A 19,653-nucleotide genomic window follows, 5' to 3' on the forward strand; every position below is an offset into this window, starting at 1 on the left:
CAGGAATAAAGGGAATCTGGAGCCGGCCAAACGGCCCGCGTTGGCCGGCAACCTAGCCAGAAACCGTCTGATGTCAAGGTTTTAGGGCCGGAAATCTACCCGAAACGGCCCCATTATGCCTCAAAGAACCGGTTTTTCGGCCGCGGCAGGCCCAGATTCTCCCTCAAAGTGGGCCCTTCATACTCTTTGCGGAAAATCCCGCGGCGCTGCAGCTCCGGCACGACCTTGTCGACGAAATCGTCGAGGCCGGCGGGCAGGAACGGGAACATGATGTTGAAGCCGTCCGAGCCGCGCCCGACCAGCCATTCCTCCATCTGGTCGGCGATGGTCTTGGCGGTGCCGACGAAGGACAGCCCGCCATAGCCGCCGACGCGCTGGGCGAGCTGGCGGACGGTGAGCTTCTCGCGCGCGGCGAGATCGACCATGCGCTGGCGGCCGCTCTTGCTGGCGTTGGTCTCGGGGATGTCCGGGAGAGGGCCGTCCGGATCGAAGCCCGAGGCATCGGTACCGAGAATGACGGACAGCGAGGCGATGGCGCTGTCGTAATGCACGCGGCTGTCGAGCAGCGCGCGCTTCTCCTTGGCTTCATCGACGCTGTCGCCGACCACGACGAAGGCGCCGGGCAGGATCTTGAGGTGCTCAGGATCGCGGCCGACCTTCTCCATGCGACCCTTGATGTCGGCGTAGAGCTTCTGTCCGTCGGCGAGGCTGCCGCCGCCGGTGAACACGGCTTCCGCGGTCTCGGCGGCGAGCTGCTTGCCGTCTTCGGACGCGCCGGCCTGCACGATCACCGGCCAGCCCTGCACCGGGCGGGCGATGTTGAGGGGGCCGCGCACTTTGAGATATTTGCCGTTGTGGTCGAGCGTGTGCATCTTCGCGGGGTCGAAGAACAGGCCGCTCTCGACGTCGCGCACGAACGCATCGTCCGCGAAGGAGTCCCAGAGGCCGGTGACGACGTCGTAGAATTCGCGGGCGCGCCTGTAGCGCTCGGCGTGCTCCATGTGATCGTCGAGGCCGAAATTCAGCGCCGCGTCCGGATTCGAGGTGGTGACGATATTCCAGCCGGCGCGGCCGCCGCTGATGTGGTCGAGCGAGGCGAAGCGGCGCGCGACGTGATAGGGCTCGTCGAACGTGGTCGAGCCCGTCGCGATCAGGCCGATGCGCTCGGTGACGGCCGAGAGCGCCGACAGCAGCGTGAACGGCTCGAATGACGTCACCGTGTGGCTGCGCTTGAGTGCATTGATCGGCATGTTCAAGACGGCGAGGTGATCGGCCATGAAGAAGGCATCGAACTTGCCGGCCTCGAGCTTTTGGATCAGCTGCTTGATGTGACCGAAATTGAAGTTGGCGTCAGGCCAGGCGCCGGGATAGCGCCAGGCGCCGGTGTGGATGCTGATCGGGCGCATGAACGCGCCCAGCTTGAGTTGCCGTTGTGCCATCGCCCGGTGTCCGTTTTGGGTGTCGTTGGGGAAAGACATAGGCACGCGGCGGAACTCCGCCATTGGCGGCGGCGGGAAGATTATTTTGTTTTTTGCAGATCTCTCAGCACGTCATTCCGGGGCGCGCCTTTTGGCGCGAGCTATGATGTGCAATCGCGCATCTGAGAATCCATCGAGCCGCAGACACGGTGGATGAATGGATTCCGGAATCGCGCTGCGCGCGCCCCGGAATGACCAGTGGAGAGAGTCGCGCCCCGGAATGACGGAGAGGGGAGCGCCGATCAGCTCAAAACATCCTTTTGCATCTTGCCGCCGTAGAAATGGAAGAACGGCACCGGCGCATCGTGGCGGAGCGGGCCGGTGGCAAGGCGGGTGTCGAGCTCGTTGAGCACGTTGCGCGTCATCGGATGCAGATCCGCGAGCGGTTTTGAGCCGAGCTCGACCCAGACCAGCTCGACCAGCTCGGCATCGGCATGGATCACGCCGTCGACGCGGTGGGTGATCGCGGAGGCATCCGCCGTGAAGAAGCGCGTATCGAAGCGCTTGACGCGGCCGGGCGGGGTGATGGCGCGGGCGATCAGGAACAGGCCGGATGGGTCGGGCAGGAGGCCGGCATCCGCGAATGGCTTCCAGGGGCCTTCGAGCTTGGGCACCTTGCCCTCCGCTTGGCGGCCGAGGCACAGACCAGTCTCCTCGCAGGCTTCGCGGATCGCAGCAATGGCGAGCGACTTCGCGCGCGAGGCCGGGGTCTTCGGGCTGCCCTTGGCGAGATTGGCTTCGAGCTCCGTGGTGATAGGGGCGGCGCAGGGCACGCGATAATCGGCCTTGTCGACGCGGCCGCCGGGGAAGACGAACTTTCCGGGCATGAACACCACCTTGTCGTGGCGCTTGCCGACCAGCACTTTCGGAATGGGCCCGCTGCGATCGACCAGGATCAGCGTCGCCGCATCCCTCGGGCGAAAATAGGGATGGTGGTCGGCTTCCTTCTCATCGTGAACCTTCTCCACTGCTTGCGCAATATCCGTCATATCCTCACCCAAACCGTTTTTTGCTTCTTACTTACACAGGCGGAATACCATCGGGAGGGTTCTCGTCAAACCCGTGCATGCGCAGAGCCCATTGCAAGCCGACCACAGCTCCCTTCACGGGCTGCAATAGCGCGAGCGAGGCGACGAAGGTGAAGGGCAGATAGGCCACGAAACTGAGCCAGATCGGCGTGGTGTAGTTGGTCTCGATCCAGAGGATAGCCGGCACCACGATGTGACCGACGATGACGATGACGAGATAGGCGGGCAGATCGTCGGCGCGATGCGGGGTGAAGTCGAGGCCGCATTTGGCGCAATTGTCCGCCGTCTTCAGGAAGGCGCGGAACAGCTTGCCCTCGCCGCAGCGCGGGCAGCGGCCGCGAAAGCCGCGCTTCATCGCAGCCCACACGTCGCGCTTCTCGACGAGGCCGCTCTCGCGCGTCCAGATCTTTGGGGCCGTGCTCATCGTCACCATGCCTTGCCCTTCTGTCCCTTGCCTTTGCCCTTTCCCCTGACCTTCCTGCCCTTGGCAGATTTTTGCTTTTCCGGCTTGCGTTTTCTCTCCGGACTGCGGCCGGGATGCGGCTTGGACGATTTGCGCTGCGAGCGGAACGGCCGGCGCTCGCGGGGGCCGGTCTCGCGTTCTGACGACAGCAGTTCGAAGCGTAGCGCGCCTGCGATAGGAGCTGCTTCTATCAGCCGGACGTCGACGACGTCACCCAGCTGATGCATGGTGCCGCTGCGCGTGCCGACCAGGGCGTGGCGGCTCTCGTCATAGTTGAAATATTCCGTGCCGAGGGATCGGATCGGGATCAATCCGTCGGCGCCGGTCTCGCTCAGCTTGACGAACAGGCCGGCGCGCGTGACGCCGGAGACGCGGCCCTGGAAGCTGGCGCCGATGCGGTCGGCGAGATGATGCGCGATCAGGCGATCGACGGTCTCGCGCTCTGCCTTCATCGCGCGCCGTTCGGTCAGCGAGATATGCGCGGCGACTTCGCCGAGACTTTCCGGCGTCTCGCTGTCGGGCAGGGCGCCTTCGCCGAGGCCGAGCGCGCGGACCAGTGCGCGGTGCACGATGAGGTCGGCATAGCGGCGGATCGGCGAGGTGAAATGCGCATAGCGACGCAGGTTCAGGCCGAAATGGCCGTAATTCTCGGAAGAGTATTCCGCCTGCGCCTGGGCGCGCAGCACGACCTCGCTCACCAGCGGGTAATAGTCGTGACCTTCGAGCTGGGCCAGCACGCGGTTGAACAGGGTGGGGCGCAACGCGCCTGATTTCGCGAAGGGAACGTCCAGCGTCTCCAGAAACTCGCTGAGCGCGTGGACCTTCTCCAGCGTCGGCTCGTCATGCACGCGGTAGATCAGCGGCAGCGATTTCTTCTCCAGCATCTCGGCCGCGGCGACGTTGGCGAGGATCATGAACTCCTCGATCAGCTTGTGCGCATCGAGACGTTCCGGCACGACGACGCTGTCGACCGTGCCGTCGCTCTTCAAAAGGATCTTGCGCTCGGGCAGATCGAGATTGAGCGGATCGCGCTCGTCGCGGGCGCGCTTGACGCAAGCATAGGCGGCGTAGAGCGGCCTCAGGATCGGATCGAGCAGCGGGCCGGTGGTGTCATCGGGTCGACCGTCGATCGCAGCCTGTGCCTGCGCATAATGCAGCTTCGCCGCCGAGCGCATCAGGATGCGGTGGAAGGTGTGCGAGCGCTTGCGTCCGTCGGGTCCGATCACCATGCGTACCGCGAGCGCGCCGCGCGGCTCGCCCGGCACCAGCGAGCAGAGATTGTTGGAGATGCGCTCGGGCAGCATCGGCACGACGCGGTCGGGGAAATAGACCGAGTTGCCGCGATCGAGCGCGTCGCGGTCGAGCGCGGTGCCCGGCCGCACATAGAAGCTTACGTCGGCGATGGCGACGTTGACGATGAAGCCGCCCTTGTTGTTGGGATCATCGTCGGCCTGCGCATGCACCGCGTCGTCGTGATCCTTCGCATCCGGCGGATCGATGGTGACGAGCGGCACGTCGCGCCAATCCTCGCGCCCTTTCAGGTTCGCCGGCTCGGCCGCCTCCGCCTCGCGCTCGGCCGCAGGCGAGAATTGCAAGGGGATTTCGTGGGCGTAGATCGCGATCAGGCTGATCGCCTTCTCCGACTTGACCGAGCCGAGCCTCTCCTTGACGCGGCCGGAGGCGAGGCCAAAGCCGCGCGAGCGGACGATGTCGACGCTGATGAGGTCGCCGTCCTGTGCGCCTTGTGTGTCGGCCTTCGCGATGTTCAATTCGCGGTCGGCGAACTTCTTGTCGACGGGGACGAGCCGTCCGCCGCCTTCGGGCAGTGCTCGGAATACACCGAGGATGCGGCTCTTGGCCTTGTCGATGAGCTTGATGATGCGGCCGCGATAGGCGGGGCCTTCGTCCTCGTCGGTGCGTTCGATGCGCAGCAGCGCGCGGTCGCCGACACCGGCGGCGGTGCCAGGCTTGGGCCGGCGCGGCATCTCGATCAGGATTTTGGGCGGCTCGCCGCTTTCGACCTCGTCCCATTCGGCGGGGGAGGCGATCAATTCGCCGTCGCTGTCGCGCCCGGTGATGTCGGCGAGCAGCGTCGGCGGAAGCGTGTCCGGCTCGGAGACCTTGTGGCGCTTCTTCTTGATGATGCCGTCGTCGGCGAGCTCGCGCAGCATGCGCCTGAGCTCGGCGCGATCGGCATTCTTCAGGCCGAACTCGCGCGCAATTTCGCGGGTCCCGACCTTTCCGTGGTTTGCCTTGATGAAGGCGACGATGGCTGTCCGGTCGGGAAAGCCACGGTCATTCTTGCGTTTCACTTAACCTCTAATTCTTGCCGGCACTCTTCTTGGCCGGAGCCTTGGTGGCGGCTGCCTTGGTCGGCGACGGCTTTGTGGCAGAAGTCTTGGCCGTCGACGGCACGGCGGCGCGCGCCTTGCTGGTGGATTCGGTTTTCGATTTGGCCGCGGCTTTCTTCGCGGCCGGTTTCTTCGGCTTTGGCGCGGCGTCCTCGCCGTCCGTAGCCTTCTTGGCCTTGGCGGGCTTGGCCGCCTTCTTCGCCTTGGTCTTGCCGCCACCCTTGGCCGCGCGCTCATCGATCAGCGCGATCGCCTGCGGCAGCGTGATGGCGTCCTTTTCGAACTCGGCCGGGATCGTGGCGTTGACACCGCCTGCGGTGACGTAGGGGCCATAGCGGCCACTCTTCACGGTGACGGTGCCGAGCGTCGGATGATCGCCGATTGCCTTGCCGGGATCGGCGCCGAAGCGGCGGCTCGGGCCCTTCGCGACCTTTTCCGCGATCAGCGTCACCGCGCGGTTGAGGCCGATGTCGAACACCTCGTCGCCGGCCTCGAGGCTGGCGTAAGTCTTCTCGTGCTTCACGAACGGCCCGAAGCGGCCGAGGCCGGCGGTGATCGGCTGACCGGTTTCCGGGTGCTTGCCGATCTCGCGCGGCAGCGACAGCAGTTTCAGCGCAAGCTCGAGGTCGACATCGCTGGGCGAGGTGCCCTTCGGAATGCCCGCGCGCTTCGGCTTCTCGCCTTCCGCATAATCCTTCTGCTCGCCGAGCTGGATGTAGGGGCCGAAGCGGCCGGCCTTGACCCAGACATCGAAGCCGGTGTCGGGATCCTGGCCGAGCGAGCGGTCGGCGTTGGCTTCGCCATCGGCGGCGAGCTGGCGGGTGTAGCGGCACTCCGGATAGTTCGAGCAGCCGACGAAGGCGCCGAACTTGCCGGCCTTGAGGTTCAGCCGGCCGGTGCCGCAATTCGGGCACTGCCTGACGTCGCCGCCATCGGCGCGAGGCGGATAGATGTGCGGGCCCAGAATCTCGTCGAGCACGTCCAGGACCTGCGCGACGCGCAGATCCTTGATGTCGTCGACGGCGCCGATGAAGTCGCGCCAGAAGTCCTTCAGCACCTCCTGCCAGGAGATCTCGTTGTTGGAGATGCGGTCGAGCTGCTCTTCGAGGCCCGCGGTGAAATCGTATTCGACGTAGCGGCTGAAGAAGCTCTCGAGGAACGCGATCACGACGCGGCCCTTGTCCTCGCCATGCAGGCGCTTCTTCTCCAGCTTGACGTAGCCGCGGTCCTTCAGGACCTGGAGGATCGAGGCATAGGTCGAGGGCCGGCCGATGCCGAGCTCTTCCATGCGCTTGACGAGGGATGCCTCAGAGAAGCGCGGCGGCGGCTCGGTGAAATGCTGGGTGACGGCGAGCGACTGCCGCTTCAGGGCTTCGCCGGCGCTCATGCCGGGCAGGCGGCGGGAATCCTCGTCCTCCTCGTCGTCGCGGCCTTCCTGGTAGAGCGCGAGGAAACCGTCGAACTTGATGACCTGGCCCGTGGCCCGCAGCTCCAGCGTCCGGCCGCCGGCTTTTGCGGTGATGTCGACCGTGGTGCGCTCGAGCTCGGCCGCCTCCATCTGGCTCGCGATGGTACGCTTCCAGATCAGCTCATAGAGCCGGGCCTGATCGGCATCGAGCTTGCGGCTCATGCTGTCGGGCCGGCGCGAGAGGTCGGTCGGACGGATCGCCTCGTGCGCTTCCTGGGCGTTCTTGGCCTTGGCCTGGTACTGGCGGGGAGCGTCCGGCACATAGGCGTTGCCGTAATCCTCGCCGATCACCTTGCGTGCCTGGGTGATCGCCTCGGGGGCGATCTGCACGCCGTCGGTACGCATATAAGTAATGAGTCCGGTGGTCTCGCCGCCGATGTCGATGCCTTCATAGAGGCGCTGGGCGATGCGCATCGTGTGCGCCGGCGCAAAGCCGTATTTGCGGCTGGCTTCCTGCTGCAGCGTCGAGGTGGTGAAGGGCGCCTGCGGATTGCGCCGCGCGGGCTTGGCATCGACCGCTGTCACGGCATAGGCGGCTGCTTCCAGCGCCTTCTTGAAGTCTTCGGCTTCCGCGCCGGTGCCGATGTCGAGGCGCTGGATCTTCTTGCCGTCGGCGCCGACCAGGCGGGCCTCGAAGGCATCGCCGCGCGGGGTCAGCAGGGTCGCGACCAGCGACCAATATTCGCGCGGGACGAACTTCTCGATCTCGAGCTCGCGGTCGCAGACGAGGCGCAGTGCCACCGACTGCACGCGGCCGGCCGAGCGCGCGCCGGGCAGCTTGCGCCACAGCACGGGGGAGAGGGTGAAGCCGACCAGATAGTCGAGCGCACGGCGCGCCATATAGGCGTCGACCAGCGCGCCGTCGATCTGGCGCGGATGCTTCATGGCTTCCGAGATTGCCTGCTTGGTGATGGCGTTGAACACCACGCGCTCGATCTTCTGGTCCTTCAGCGCGCGCTTCTCTTTAAGCACCTCCAGCACGTGCCAGGAGATGGCTTCGCCCTCGCGATCAGGGTCGGTGGCGAGAATCAGGCGGTCAGCGCCTTTCAGCGACCTCGCGATATCGTTCAGCCGTCCGGCGGCCTTGGGGTCGACCTCCCAGATCATCTTGAAATTGGCGTCGGGATCGACGGAGCCATTCTTGGCGGGGAGGTCGCGGACATGGCCGAACGACGCCAGAACCTCGTAGGACGAGCCCAGATATTTGTTGATCGTCTTGGCTTTCGCCGGCGACTCCACAATGACGATATTCATGTAGTTCCAGTAACTTATGGGAAAATCTTGGGCCGAAAACGAAAGGACTCGGGTCGGCCGTTTCGACCCGAACATGGGTGGTGAGGCCGGTCCTGTCAAATCGGCGGGTGTTGAAAGCCGCCGCAATGGGAAAAGTTTCATATCGAGAAAGTTGCAAAATACCACCTTGGAGTTGCGGTCGATGTCGGCATAATGTTTCTCCGGGGCATGGATTCGGGGTTGGCTGGTGACTAGGCCAGGAAAGAAACGGGCGCGCGCTTCATCGGGCGCGCCGGGAGGCGCGCGCAACGAGGAACCGGGGGAAGGCGGGGCGGATGAGGCGGTGGCCTTCATCGCCGAGCAGACCGCTGCCCTGCGCAAGCTCGCCGAGCGCCACAAGCTGCACGTGTTACATTATCTCTTGGGCATGACACAGCTCGAGGCCGACGAGCATCTGAGGCTGCGGAGCAGGCGCAAGCTGTCGTGAGAGGCGGCCAACACCAGACCCGTCATCCTGAGGCGCGAGTGGCGCGATGCCGAGCATCGCGCCGGGAGCCTCGAAGGATGAACGGCCGAGTTGCCAGCCGGGCCGTCGCCATTCGAGGCTCGCCGAAGAGGCGAGCGCCTCAGGGTGACGGTGATAAAAATGAGTACGCTGCATCAACGTCGTCATTGCGAGCGTAGCGAAGCAATCCAGACTGCCGCCGCGGAAAGACTCTGGATTGCTTCGCTGCGCTCGCAATGACGGTGGGGCGGCAGCGCGTTGCTATCCCGCCGACCGCCGCCGTCGCGCCGGCCGCGGCTTCAGCGCGGTATCGGCGGGGCTGAGCAGGCGGCCGTCCTCGGCGCGCATTTCGAGCTTCTTCACCGGGCGGCCCTTGGCGCGATCGACCAGGATGGTCGCGATCCCCTCGGGGTGATCGTCGAACTCCTCGCTCCATTGCCGTAGGGCCACCAGGATCGGGAAGGTGCCGCGCCCCTTGGGCGTCAGCACGTATTCCTGGTAGGCGCTGCCGTCGGAGGCGGGGGCGGTTTCCAGAATGCCGTGATCGGCCAGCGCGCGCAGCCGCGCCGCCAAGATGTTCTTGGCCATGCCGAGCTTGCTCTGGAATTCGCCGAAACGGCGTAGGCCGAACAGCGCCTCGCGGATGATCAGCAGCGACCACCAGTCGCCGAGCGCCTCCAGCGATCGCGCGATCGGGCAGGCATCGCCCTCAAAGCTCGTTCGTTTCACCATGGTCTCGTCTCTATCGCTTCCGTCGGAGTGGGCGGGTCCGATCACGCGCTTGTGTGGTTGCATCATAAAACCATTTGCCCTAGATGGCAACGTAGTTTCATCATGCAACTACTGGAGGCGAGCGTGAGACTGAAGAACAAGACGGCCCTGATTACCGGCGGCAACAGCGGCATTGGCCTTGCGACGGCGAAACTTTTCGTAGCCGAGGGCGCCAAGGTCGTGATCACCGGGCGCAACAAGGAGACGCTGGAGGCGGCCGCGAAGGAGCTCGGGCCGAATGCGCTGGCGCTCGCCGCCGACGCCACCGACATCGCCGCGACGGAAGCCGCGATCAAGAAAGGCACCGAGACGTTCGGCAAATTCGACATCGTCTTTGCCAATGCCGGTATCGCCGGCGGCACGCCGCTCGGCTCGGCGACGCTGGACGTCTTCGAGAAGGTCATCAGCACGAACCTCACTGGCGTGTTCTTCACCGTTCAGTCGGCGCTGCCCTATCTCAACGACAATGCCTCGATCATCCTCAACGGTTCGGTGATCTCCGTGCTCGGCATTCCCGGCTACTCCGCTTACGGCGCCGCGAAGGCCGGCGTGCGCGCGATGGCGCGGACCATGGCCTCGGAACTGTCGCCGCGCGGCATTCGCGTCAACCTGGTGGCGCCCGGTGCGATCCGCACGCCGATCTGGGGACCTGCGGTCGCGACGCCCGAGGCCGAGAAGGCGTTCGAGAAGCGGATCGCGCTATCGACGCCGCTCGGGCGGATCGGCGAAACGGATCATGTTGCGAAGACGGTGCTGTTCCTCGCCTCCGATGATTCCGCCCATGTGCAGGGCCAGGAGATTTTCGTCGACGGCGGCGCGGTGGCCTCGCCGAGCGGCGCGCCGATCTATCGCGGCTGATCAAATCAAGCGCAAATTGAATCGGCTGGCGCGGTGCACGCGGTTGCGCCAGCTGGTTCCTGTGCCTTGCGGGATGTTTCCAAAATCTTGCGTAAGGCGTTGAACCTTCGCGCATACCGCCAATACATTCTTACGGGGGTCAGAAGACTCATCTGAGGGAGTCTGCGATGCCGAAAGCAGCCCGTATTTTTTCCGCGATTCCATCACCGCGAAGATCCGCCGTTCCGGTGAAGCGCTCCGGTACATCCGAACTCGTCGCGGTCGCATTGTTTTCCGCAATTGGCCCGTTCGTCTCGCTCGTCGCCGTGATCCTGGGCATGCAGGGCGTCTGGATCTAGCTTCGCAGATCGTGCGACCGACGACCGGCCGCCGCAGACGATTTCGCGGCGACCGGTCACGTGATCTCAAGCGGCGCGCAGGCTGGTTGCGGCCTGGAGCGCGCCGGTGAGAGCCTTCTCGCGGTGGTCCGGCCCGACCTGGATGCCGTCGGCAGGGATGAATTCGACGCTAGTGATACCCATGAAGCCGAACACCCAGCGCAGATAGGTTTCGAGATGCTCGCCGGCCGCGTATGGCGTCTCGGCGCCGTAATAGCCGCCGCGTGATATCGCGACGATCACGCGCTTGCCGCCGGCGAGCCCCTCAGGTCCGGACGCGCCGTATTTGAACGTCTTCCCCGCCACGAGAATGCGGTCGATCCAGGCCTTGAGCTGGCTTGGGATCGTGAAATTGTACATGGGCGCGCCGATGACGACGATGTCGGCGGCCAAGAACTCGTCCAGCGCGGCTGCGCTCGCGGCGAGGTCGGGTGCGAGTTCCGCCGGCGCCGGCGCGCCTTGCGCGGCGGCCAGATGCGAGCCGGAGAGATGGGCGAGCGGGGTCTGGGTCAGGTCGCGATAGGTGATGTCGAGCCCGGGCGTCGCCTGGCGCAGCCGGTCGACGATGGCGGCGGAAACCTGCCGGCTGACGGAGTGGGGGCCGAGGACGCTGGAGTCGAGGTGGAGGAGTTTCATTTGGGGTCACCCTGGTATAAGATTGTAACCAGCGCTACATGAGTGACTATCGAAACCCTCGCAAGAACGCACTTTTTTGAGCCATGGGCACATTATTGAAACCTGAAAACACCGATTTGCCTGCTCCGCCGAGGCCAAATCCAAAACCAGATACGAGGCCCGGCCCAAGGCCGGATCCCAACCATGCGGATTGTCGTGGGGTCGCCTCCGTGCTGTCCCGTGTCGGCGACAAATGGAGCGTGTTCGTCATCATGATGCTCAGCGACGGGCCGAAGCGCTTCAATGAGCTGAAGCGCATGATCAACGGCATCTCGCAGCGGATGCTGACCTTGACGCTGCGCGGGCTGGAGCGCGACGGCCTCGTCACGCGCACGATCTTTCCGACCATCCCGCCGCGCGTGGACTATGAGCTGACCGATCTCGGCCACGGACTGTCGCAGCCTGTCGAGGCGCTCGGCAAATGGGCAAAGGACCATCTGGGCCAGATCGAGGCGGCGCGGACGCAGTTCGATCAGCGCAACGACGGCTAGGGTTGCGACTCCGACGATCGATTCCGTCATTCCGGGGCCCGAGCGGAGCGAGGGAGCCCGGAACTCCATCTAGCCGCAGAGTGCGTGGACGAATGGATTCCGGTCTCGCGACTTCGTCGCGCCCCGGAATGACGTCTCTCCAGTGAACAAGACGTCAGAGACCCAGCACTAGAGCAGCGACACCAGCCCGCCGCCGTGACGCTCCAGCTTGCCGGCGAGCTCGAGCTCCAGCAGCACGGTTCGCACGATCGCGGGCGAGGCGCCGGACATCCGCACGAGATCGTCGATCGAGATTGGGGCGGGGCCGAGCAGGCCGGTGATCTGGTCGCGATCGTGGCCTTGCGGATCGCTCTCGAACGGCTCGCTGTCGGGTTCGCCTGCCCGGTGCATCAGCGGGCGCTCCATGATCGGCTGCACCGCATTGACGATGTCGGCGGCCTCGGTGACGAGCGTTGCGCCCTGCTTGATCAGATCGTTGGTGCCGGCGGCGCGCGGATCGAGCGGCGAGCCGGGCACTGCGAACACCTCGCGGCCCTGTTCGGCCGCCATGCGCGCGGTGATCAGCGAGCCCGAGCGGTGCGCAGCTTCCACCACGACCACGCCGAGCGACGCGCCGGAGATCAAGCGGTTGCGGCGGGGAAAATCGCGGGCACGCGGCTCATGGCCGAGCGGCATCTCGGAAATCGCGGCGCCCTCGTGATCGAGGATCGCGGCGAGCAGGTCGCCATGCTCGGGCGGATAGATGCAATCATGCCCGCCGGCGAGCACGGCGATCGTGCCGCCTTCGACGCTCGCGCGATGCGCGGCCTGGTCGACGCCGCGGGCGAGGCCGGAAATGATGACAAAACCGGCTTCGCCGAGCTCGCGCGCAAGCTGGCCGGCAAACTTCAAGCCGGCACCGGAGGCGTTGCGCGAGCCGACGATCGCGATCATCGGTCGCATCAAGGTTTTCGCGTCGCCACGCACGGCGAGCAATGGCGGCGCATCGTCGAGCGTTGCGAGCCGCGCCGGATAGCCGTCCTCGCCGGGCGCGCGCCAGGCGATGCCGAACTTGCGGCTTGCGGCGAGCTCGGCCTTCGCTTCATCGGCGCTACAGATGCGCCCCGATCGCTGCGCACCGCCGCGGCGCGCCAGATCCGGCAGCCGCTCCAGCGCGGCGCGCGCGGTGCCGAAATGGTCGACCAGCGAACGGAAGGTGCGCGGCCCGACATTGTCGGAGCGGATCAGCCGCAGGTGGTCGATCCGCTCAGACTCGGTCAGCTCCACGCTCGGATTGATGGCGTCCACGGCGTCTCCTTGCAGGTACAGCATGGAACAACCTGAGGGCGTTGCGCAACAGCGACGTGCGCTTGCGCGACCGCGCCCCGATGCTAAAAGCGATGCCAATAAGAAGGATTTTGCCATGATCTCACTCGCCGACCTCCAGCGCCGCATTGAAGCCGGCGAGTTGTTGCCCGATGCCGCGATCGCGCAATCGCATGCGGCGATCGAGGCCAAGGAGAAGGACGTCCGCGCCTTCGTCCGCCACGACAAGGCCGCGAAGGCGCAAGGCGCCGGTCCGCTGCGCGGCATCGCCGTCGGGATCAAGGACATCATCGACACCGCCAATATGCCGACCGAGATGGGCTCGGAGATCTATCGCGGCTGGCAGCCGCGCTCGGATGCGCCGGTCGTGATGATGCTGAAGCGGGCGGGCGCCACCATCATCGGTAAGACCACGACCACGGCGTTCGCCTCGCGCGATCCCACGCCGACGCGCAATCCGCACAATACGGGCCATTCGCCAGGCGGCTCGTCCTCGGGCTCCGCGGCAGCCGTCGGCGCCGGCATGATCCCGCTGGCGCTGGGCACCCAGACCGGCGGCTCGGTGATCCGCCCCGCCGCCTATTGCGGGACCGCCGCGATCAAGCCGTCGTTCCGCATGCTGCCGACGGTGGGTGTGAAGTGCTATTCGTGGGCACTCGACACGGTCGGCCTGTTCGGGGCGCGCGCGGAGGATCTCGCGCGCGGACTGCTGGCGATGACGGGGCGCAGCGAATTCTCCGGCATCGCGGCAGCGAAGTCGCCGCGGATCGGCGTCGTCAGGCAGGAGTTTGCCGGCGCTGTCGAGCCGGCGGCCGAAGAGGGACTGCAGGCCGCGATCAAGGCGGCGACGCGCGCCGGCGCCAGCGTGCAGACCATCGATCTGCCCGAAGCGGTGCAGGAGGCCTGGCGCATCCATCCGATCGTCCAGGATTTCGAGGCGCATCGCGCGCTGGCCTGGGAGTTTTCCGAACGCCACGACGAGATCGCGCCGATGCTGCGCGCCAGCCTCGACGCGACGGCCGGCCTGACGCCGAAGGAATATGACGAGGCGCGGCGGATCAGCCGGCGCGGCCGCCGCAAGCTCGGCGAGCTGTTCGAGGGCGTCGACGTGCTCCTGACCTATTCCGCGCCGGGCACGGCGCCGGCCAAGGAGCTCGCGACCACGGGCGATCCCCGTTACAACAGGCTCTGGACGCTGATGGGCAATCCTTGCGTCAACGTACCGGTGATGAAGGTCGGCGGCCTGCCGATCGGTGTGCAGGTGATCGCACGCTTCGGCAACGATCCGCTCGCACTCGCAGCGGCCTGGTTCCTGGAGGACGCGCTGGCGAAATCAGGCTAGTGCGGGTTCGTCGGCAACAATGCGCTGGCCGGATGCTGCCAGCGCGCCGCTGCTATCCGCACCTTGCTTCAGCCAGCGCTCCGCGGCCTCGCGGCCGCTCCGGTGCAGGAGCCGAATGAAGCCGCGGCCGAGATCGGTGGACGAGCGCTGCGCCAGCCCATCAACAAAGTCTTCTGCCGCGATCCTGGAGAGCCGCAGCGATGGCGCGGCATGAGCCTGCGCCCATTCGATCGCCGCGATCTCGGCGTTGAGCGCGGCGTTGGCCGCGATCTGGTCGAGCCGGCGGTCGATCGCGGCGAGCGTGATCGGCACGTAGCTGTCGCGCGCCGGCGTGACCTGGACCAGCAGGACATCGGACGTGGTCGTTTCCTGCGCCAGCCGCAGCAGCGGCGGGTTGCCGCCAAAGCCGCCGTCCCAATAGGCCTCGCCGTCGATCTCGACGGCGCAGTGGACGAGGGGCGGGCAGGTCGAGGCCAGCGCGACGTCGGCGGTGACAGCGTCATTGCGGAAGATCTGTTGCTGGCCGTCGTGGATCCGCGTCGCTGCGATCAAGAGCTTCGGACAGTTCGGATGGCGCAGGGCGGCGAAATCGATGTCGCGCGACAGCGCCTGCCGCAGCGGATCGAGATCGAACGGATCGAAGTGGCCGGAGCGCAGCGTCGGCCCGAACGCGACCGAGCTTCCCGCCGGCGAGAAGCCGCCGACCAGCATCAGCGCGCGGAACGAGGCTTCGTGCATCAGGCGGAGCCAGAACCGGTTCAGCCGTGACCGGGCGCCTTCGCGCCCGCCTTCGGCAAAGCCGGAGGCGAGCAGGAGCGCGTTGATGGCGCCGGCGCTGGCGCCACTGATGGTGTCGATCGCGATGGAGGGCTCTTCCAGCAGCCGCTCGAGCACGCCCCAGGTGAAGGCCGCGAACGTGCCGCCGCCCTGAAGCGCCAGCGACAGTTTTCGCGGCGGCCATTGATCGGAATGCGTCCGCGCGGGCGCGACCGGTGCAGCCGGCTCGACTGTCGCAGGTGCTTGCACAACGAGATCAGGCTGCGGTGCTTGCGGTAAAGCGGGAGCAGGTTCTGGTGCGGGAGGCGGCGAGGCCGCATCGGACCAGATGTTGGTCATTGACAGCAGTCGGCTCGCTGCGGTGCCCGCCGGAGCACCCTGCGAACCAACCCCGTCATGCGCGCCGACAATCTTCTCGCTCATTCTGAGCTACCGCGTAACGCTATCCACGCTGTCAGGATGACAGCCCCAGAACCCCGCTGGCCAATACAACAGTGATTCGGCCGCAAGTTGCGAACAGGATTTGGGATATAATGTGGAAGGACCGCTTCGGTATCCGTAGACGCCCGGCTTTGGATTCTTGTTTTGATGCGTTTTCTTGACGCGAACCGGCATCCGCTTCGCTCGAAAACACTCTAGGCCTTCTCGCCGATCCGGCTTTCTTTGCCCGCTTGCAAGCGCTTGATGTTCTCGCGATGCGCGTAGAACAGCAACAGCGTCAGCACCGCTGTCAGAGCGGACAATGCGAGGTGCCCGAACCACCACAGGAACATCGGCGTGATGAACGCCGCCACCAGCGCGGAGAGCGAGGAGTAGCGGGTGGTGAAGGCGGTCGCCAGCCAGAGCAGGCAGAACACGACGGCGCCAGGCCAGAACAGGCCGAGCAGGATGCCGATATAGACGGCCACGCCCTTGCCGCCTTTGAACTTGAGCCAGACCGGGAAGAGATGGCCGAGGAAAGCGCCGAGCCCGGCCACCATGGCGGCATTGGGGCCTGCAATGTAGCCGGCGATCACCACGGCCACAGTGCCCTTGAGCGCGTCGAACAGCAAGGTGCCCGCGGCAAGGCTCTTGCGTCCCGTGCGCAGCACATTGGTGGCGCCGATACTGCCGGAGCCAATCGAGCGGATATCCTGCGTGCCCGCGAGCTTGGTGAGGATCAGCCCGAACGGAATCGAGCCGAGGAGGTAGCCGATGACGAAGGCCACCGGCAAAAATGCTTCAAGCCCCATGGCTGAATCTCCATGTCGAACGATCGCGCGCGTCAGACATGCTCGTACACCGTCCGTCCGCCGACAATGGTGCGCACCACGCGGCCTGTAAAGCGCGCCTCGTCGAACGGGGTGTTCTTGCAGGGTGATTTGAGGTCGGCGGGATCGACCACCCACGGCGTATCGGGGTCGATCACGATGACATCCGCCGGGCTGCCGGCGCGCAGGGTTCCGCCTTGTAGCCCGAGCAGCTCCGCCGGTCGGGTCGACATCGCGCGGATGAGCGTCTTCAGTTCCATCTCGCCATTGTGCACGAGGCGCAGGCCCGCGGGCAGCATGGTCTCGAGTCCGACGGCGCCGGGAGCGGCTTCCGCGAACGGCAGGCGCTTGACCTCGACGTCCTGCGGATTGTGGTCGGACATGATGACGTCGAGAAGGCCGGAGCCGAGCGCCGCCACCAGCGCGCGGCGGTCGTCCTCGGTGCGCAACGGAGGCGACAGCTTCAGGAACGAACGATAGGGCCCGATGTCGTTCTCGTTCAGCGCCAGATGATTGATCGAGACGGAGGCGCTGACGGTAAGCCCGGCGTCGCGGGCGCGCTCGAGGATATCGAGGGAGTCGATGCAGGTCAGCGACGCCGCGTGGTAGCGGCCGCCGGTGAGCGCGACAAGCCGCAGATCGCGCTCCAGCATCACGGCTTCGGCGGCGTTCGGAATGCCCATCAGGCCGAGCCGGGTGGCGAACTCGCCCTCGTTCATCACGCCTTCGCCGACGAGGTTGGGATCCTCGGTGTGATGAACGATCAGCGCGTCGAAGTCGCGGGCGTAGGTCAGCGCGCGGCGCATCACCTGGGCGTTGGTCACGCTCCTGTCGCCGTCGCTGAAGGCGACCGCGCCGGCGGCTTTCAACAGGCCGAACTCGGTCATCTCCTCGCCGTGCATGCCCTTGGTGAGGGCCGCCATCGGCTGGATGTTGACGATCGCGGTGTCGCGCGCGCGCCGCATTACGAAGTCGACCGTCGCCGAATTGTCGATGACGGGCGAGGTGGCGGGCTGGCAGATGATGGTGGTGATGCCGCCGGTCGCGGCGGCCTGGCTCGCCGAGGCAAAGGTCTCGCGGTGGCTGAGGCCGGGCTCGCCGACGAAGGCGCGCATGTCGATCAGGCCCGGCGCCACGATCTTGCCGGTGCAATTGACGATGTCGGTGCCTTCGGGGACGCCGGCCGCACCAATGCCGCGACGAGTCTCGCGGATGGTGCCGTCGGCAATGAGGACGTCGGCGACACCATCGAAATCCCTGGAGGGATCGACGACGCGGGCGTTGGCGAGCAGGATGGGGCGACGGTCGGTCAACATCGGCATCACGCGTTCGGCAGGTTGCGGGCGAGCGCTTCCAGCACGGCCATGCGCACGGCAACCCCCATCTCCACCTGTTCGCGGATCAGGGACTGGGCGCCATCGGCCACGATCGAGTCGATCTCCACGCCGCGGTTCATTGGGCCGGGATGCATCACGAGCGCGTCCGGCTTGGCATAGGCGAGCTTCTTCTGGTCGAGCCCGAAATAATAGAAGTATTCGGATGACGAGGGCACGAAGGAGCCGTTCATGCGCTCGCGCTGCAGCCGCAGCATCATGACGATGTCGGCGCCTTCGAGGCCCTCGCGCATGTCGCGCGCGACCTCGACGCCCATCCGCTCGATGCCGGGCGGCAAGAGCGTGGAGGGGCCGACGACGCGGACGCGGGCGCCCATGGTGTTGAGCAGGATGATGTTGGAGCGGGCGACGCGCGAATGCAGCACGTCGCCGCAGATCGCGACCACGAGGCCCTCGATCCGACCCTTGTTGCGGCGGATGGTGAGCGCGTCGAGCAGAGCCTGCGTTGGGTGCTCATGCGCGCCGTCGCCGGCATTGATCACGGAACCGTCGACCTTGCGCGCCAGCAGTTCCACCGCGCCGGAGGCGTGATGGCGCACCACCAGGATGTCAGGGTGCATCGCGTTCAGCGTCACCGCGGTGTCGATCAGGGTCTCGCCCTTGCGGATCGAGGACGAGGACACCGACATGTTCATGACGTCGGCGCCAAGCCGCTTGCCGGCGAGCTCGAACGAGGACTGGGTCCGGGTGGAGGCCTCGAAGAAGAGGTTCACCTGCGTCCGTCCCCGCAGGACGGTGCGCTTCTTGTCAACCTGGCGGTTGAGCTCGACATATTCTTCGGACAGGTCGAGGAGGCCGGTGATGTCGGCCGCGGAAAGGCCCTCGATGCCCAGCAAATGCCGGTGGCCGAGGACGAAGGTCGATTTCGATGTCATTAAAAGCAGAGCTATAGGGGGCGACGGCGGGGGGAGCAAGGGGCAAAGATGGGGAAGTGAGTTATCCCCTGGTCTGTCGGTGCGGGCGGCGCGACGTCATCCTCTCCGTCATGCCCGGGCTTGTCCCGCCTGCGCGGCCGAAGCCGCTTCGGCGAGGCGAAGGCCCGGGCATCCACGTTCTTCTATCGCATTTGACGCAAAACAACGTGGTCGGGACAAGCCCGGGCATGACGGTCCGGAGGCCATAGCGTGAGATCACTTCTGATTGCGATTGCCGTGATGGCTATCGTTTCGCCTACCCACGCCCAATCGCTGCCCGGCGGTTTCGTGTACCTGCGCGACATCGATCCCAGCATCGTCCAGGACATCCGCTACGCCACATCGAACAATTTCGTTGGCCGTCCGCTCGCCGGCTATGGCGCCGGCGAATGCGTGGTGAAGCGGGAGGTGGGGCTGCGGCTGAAGGCAGTTCAGGAGGAACTGGCGGCGCAAAATCTTTCGCTCAAGATGTTCGACTGCTACCGGCCGGCGCGGGCCTCGCTCGACATGGTGAAGTGGTCGCAGAACGGCCGCGAGACGGCCGCCGAGCGGCGCTACAATCCCAAAATTCCCAAGACCGAGCTGTTCCGCCTCGGCTACATCGCGAGCCGTTCGCAGCATTCCACCGGGGCGGCACTCGATCTCACTCTGGTCGATCTGAAGGGCGACAATTCCGCCAAATATGACCCGTCGAGGATCTATGCCGATTGCACGGCACAGGCCGAGGCGCGGGCGCCGGAGGGCAGTGTCGACATGGGCACCGGCTATGACTGTACCGACGCCAAGGGCCATACTGCGGCACCGTCGATCAACGTGGCGCAGCGCGCCTGGCGCAAGCGGCTGGTGGCCGCGATGGCCAGGCAAGGCTTTGTGAACTATTCGAAGGAGTGGTGGCATTTTTCCCTGCCGGGGGCGGGCGGGGCGGCCTATGATTTCCCGATCCAGCCGCGGCGGAACTAAGGCCCCGTTCGAG

At 65.8% G+C, this 19,653-nt stretch carries 18 protein-coding genes; 6 read left to right on the top strand and 12 right to left on the bottom strand.

What is annotated here, in order from left to right:
- Positions 1–113: 113 nt before the first annotated feature.
- The 5 genes from ACNJX8_RS19000 to topA all read right to left on the bottom strand — a co-directional run bounded on the left by ACNJX8_RS19000 (position 114) and on the right by topA (position 8,042).
- Entirely contained in the window at positions 114–1,439 is a 1,326-nt protein-coding gene (locus ACNJX8_RS19000; protein WP_249756420.1) for an LLM class flavin-dependent oxidoreductase, read from the bottom strand.
- A gap of 281 nt (positions 1,440–1,720) precedes the next feature.
- Complete coding sequence (locus tag ACNJX8_RS19005) at positions 1,721–2,467, bottom strand: NUDIX hydrolase (protein WP_439361668.1); 747 nt, start codon at positions 2,465–2,467, stop codon at positions 1,721–1,723.
- A gap of 31 nt (positions 2,468–2,498) precedes the next feature.
- Positions 2,499–2,939, bottom strand: a complete 441-nt coding sequence (locus tag ACNJX8_RS19010) for a DUF983 domain-containing protein (RefSeq protein WP_439361669.1) — start codon at positions 2,937–2,939, stop codon at positions 2,499–2,501.
- A complete protein-coding gene (gene rnr / locus ACNJX8_RS19015) occupies positions 2,933–5,281 on the bottom strand; it encodes a ribonuclease R (RefSeq protein WP_439361670.1) in 2,349 nt (782 codons plus the stop codon). The genes ACNJX8_RS19010 and rnr overlap by 7 nt, the downstream gene beginning before the upstream one ends.
- Before the next feature lie 7 nt (positions 5,282–5,288).
- Positions 5,289–8,042, bottom strand: coding sequence for a type I DNA topoisomerase (gene topA / locus ACNJX8_RS19020; protein ID WP_439361671.1), 2,754 nt, complete (start codon positions 8,040–8,042; stop codon positions 5,289–5,291).
- A gap of 226 nt (positions 8,043–8,268) precedes the next feature.
- Between topA and ACNJX8_RS19025 the strand changes: the two genes are divergently transcribed.
- Positions 8,269–8,508, top strand: a complete 240-nt coding sequence (locus tag ACNJX8_RS19025; protein WP_128941324.1) for a hypothetical protein — start codon at positions 8,269–8,271, stop codon at positions 8,506–8,508.
- A 279-nt stretch (positions 8,509–8,787) separates the two neighbouring features.
- Here the strand turns inward: ACNJX8_RS19025 and ACNJX8_RS19030 are convergent, their stop codons facing one another.
- A complete protein-coding gene (locus ACNJX8_RS19030) occupies positions 8,788–9,258 on the bottom strand; it encodes a winged helix-turn-helix transcriptional regulator (RefSeq protein ID WP_128955686.1) in 471 nt (156 codons plus the stop codon).
- A 123-nt stretch (positions 9,259–9,381) separates the two neighbouring features.
- Here ACNJX8_RS19030 and ACNJX8_RS19035 point away from each other — a divergent pair, with 123 nt between their 5' ends.
- On the top strand, positions 9,382–10,155 hold the full coding sequence (locus tag ACNJX8_RS19035) for an SDR family oxidoreductase (protein ID WP_439361672.1): 774 nt from the start codon (positions 9,382–9,384) through the stop codon (positions 10,153–10,155).
- Positions 10,156–10,322: 167 nt separating this feature from the next.
- Positions 10,323–10,493 (top strand): hypothetical protein, encoded by a 171-nt coding sequence (locus tag ACNJX8_RS19040; RefSeq protein ID WP_439361673.1) that lies wholly within the window; start codon positions 10,323–10,325, stop codon positions 10,491–10,493.
- A gap of 66 nt (positions 10,494–10,559) precedes the next feature.
- On the opposite strand, the gene ACNJX8_RS19045 is transcribed toward ACNJX8_RS19040, so the two are convergent.
- A complete protein-coding gene (locus ACNJX8_RS19045) occupies positions 10,560–11,168 on the bottom strand; it encodes an FMN-dependent NADH-azoreductase (RefSeq protein ID WP_439361674.1) in 609 nt (202 codons plus the stop codon).
- 83 nt (positions 11,169–11,251) lie between these two features.
- On the opposite strand from ACNJX8_RS19045, the gene ACNJX8_RS19050 reads away from it, so the two are divergent.
- Entirely contained in the window at positions 11,252–11,698 is a 447-nt protein-coding gene (locus ACNJX8_RS19050; protein WP_128933315.1) for a winged helix-turn-helix transcriptional regulator, read from the top strand.
- 168 nt (positions 11,699–11,866) lie between these two features.
- On the opposite strand, the gene dprA is transcribed toward ACNJX8_RS19050, so the two are convergent.
- On the bottom strand, positions 11,867–13,009 hold the full coding sequence (gene dprA, locus ACNJX8_RS19055) for a DNA-processing protein DprA (RefSeq protein ID WP_439361675.1): 1,143 nt from the start codon (positions 13,007–13,009) through the stop codon (positions 11,867–11,869).
- 91 nt (positions 13,010–13,100) lie between these two features.
- Between dprA and ACNJX8_RS19060 the strand changes: the two genes are divergently transcribed.
- Positions 13,101–14,345, top strand: coding sequence for an amidase (locus ACNJX8_RS19060; RefSeq protein WP_439361676.1), 1,245 nt, complete (start codon positions 13,101–13,103; stop codon positions 14,343–14,345).
- Here ACNJX8_RS19060 and ACNJX8_RS19065 read toward each other — a convergent pair.
- From ACNJX8_RS19065 to ACNJX8_RS19080, 4 genes are all read right to left on the bottom strand, one after another.
- Positions 14,337–15,545, bottom strand: a complete 1,209-nt coding sequence (locus ACNJX8_RS19065; RefSeq protein WP_439361677.1) for a patatin-like phospholipase family protein — start codon at positions 15,543–15,545, stop codon at positions 14,337–14,339. The two genes, ACNJX8_RS19060 and ACNJX8_RS19065, sit on opposite strands and share 9 nt — an antisense overlap.
- A 212-nt stretch (positions 15,546–15,757) precedes the next feature.
- On the bottom strand, positions 15,758–16,354 hold the full coding sequence (plsY, locus tag ACNJX8_RS19070) for a glycerol-3-phosphate 1-O-acyltransferase PlsY (RefSeq protein ID WP_128933319.1): 597 nt from the start codon (positions 16,352–16,354) through the stop codon (positions 15,758–15,760).
- A gap of 32 nt (positions 16,355–16,386) precedes the next feature.
- Complete coding sequence (locus tag ACNJX8_RS19075; RefSeq protein WP_439361939.1) at positions 16,387–17,688, bottom strand: dihydroorotase; 1,302 nt, start codon at positions 17,686–17,688, stop codon at positions 16,387–16,389.
- Positions 17,689–17,693: 5 nt separating this feature from the next.
- Positions 17,694–18,641 (bottom strand): aspartate carbamoyltransferase catalytic subunit, encoded by a 948-nt coding sequence (locus tag ACNJX8_RS19080; RefSeq protein ID WP_091895998.1) that lies wholly within the window; start codon positions 18,639–18,641, stop codon positions 17,694–17,696.
- A 279-nt stretch (positions 18,642–18,920) separates the two neighbouring features.
- Between ACNJX8_RS19080 and ACNJX8_RS19085 the strand changes: the two genes are divergently transcribed.
- A complete protein-coding gene (locus ACNJX8_RS19085; protein ID WP_439361940.1) occupies positions 18,921–19,640 on the top strand; it encodes a M15 family metallopeptidase in 720 nt (239 codons plus the stop codon).
- The last annotated feature ends 13 nt before the right edge of the window (positions 19,641–19,653 follow it).

This window comes from Bradyrhizobium sp. SPXBL-04, from assembly GCF_051853035.1.
Classification (GTDB): domain Bacteria; phylum Pseudomonadota; class Alphaproteobacteria; order Rhizobiales; family Xanthobacteraceae; genus Bradyrhizobium; species Bradyrhizobium zhanjiangense.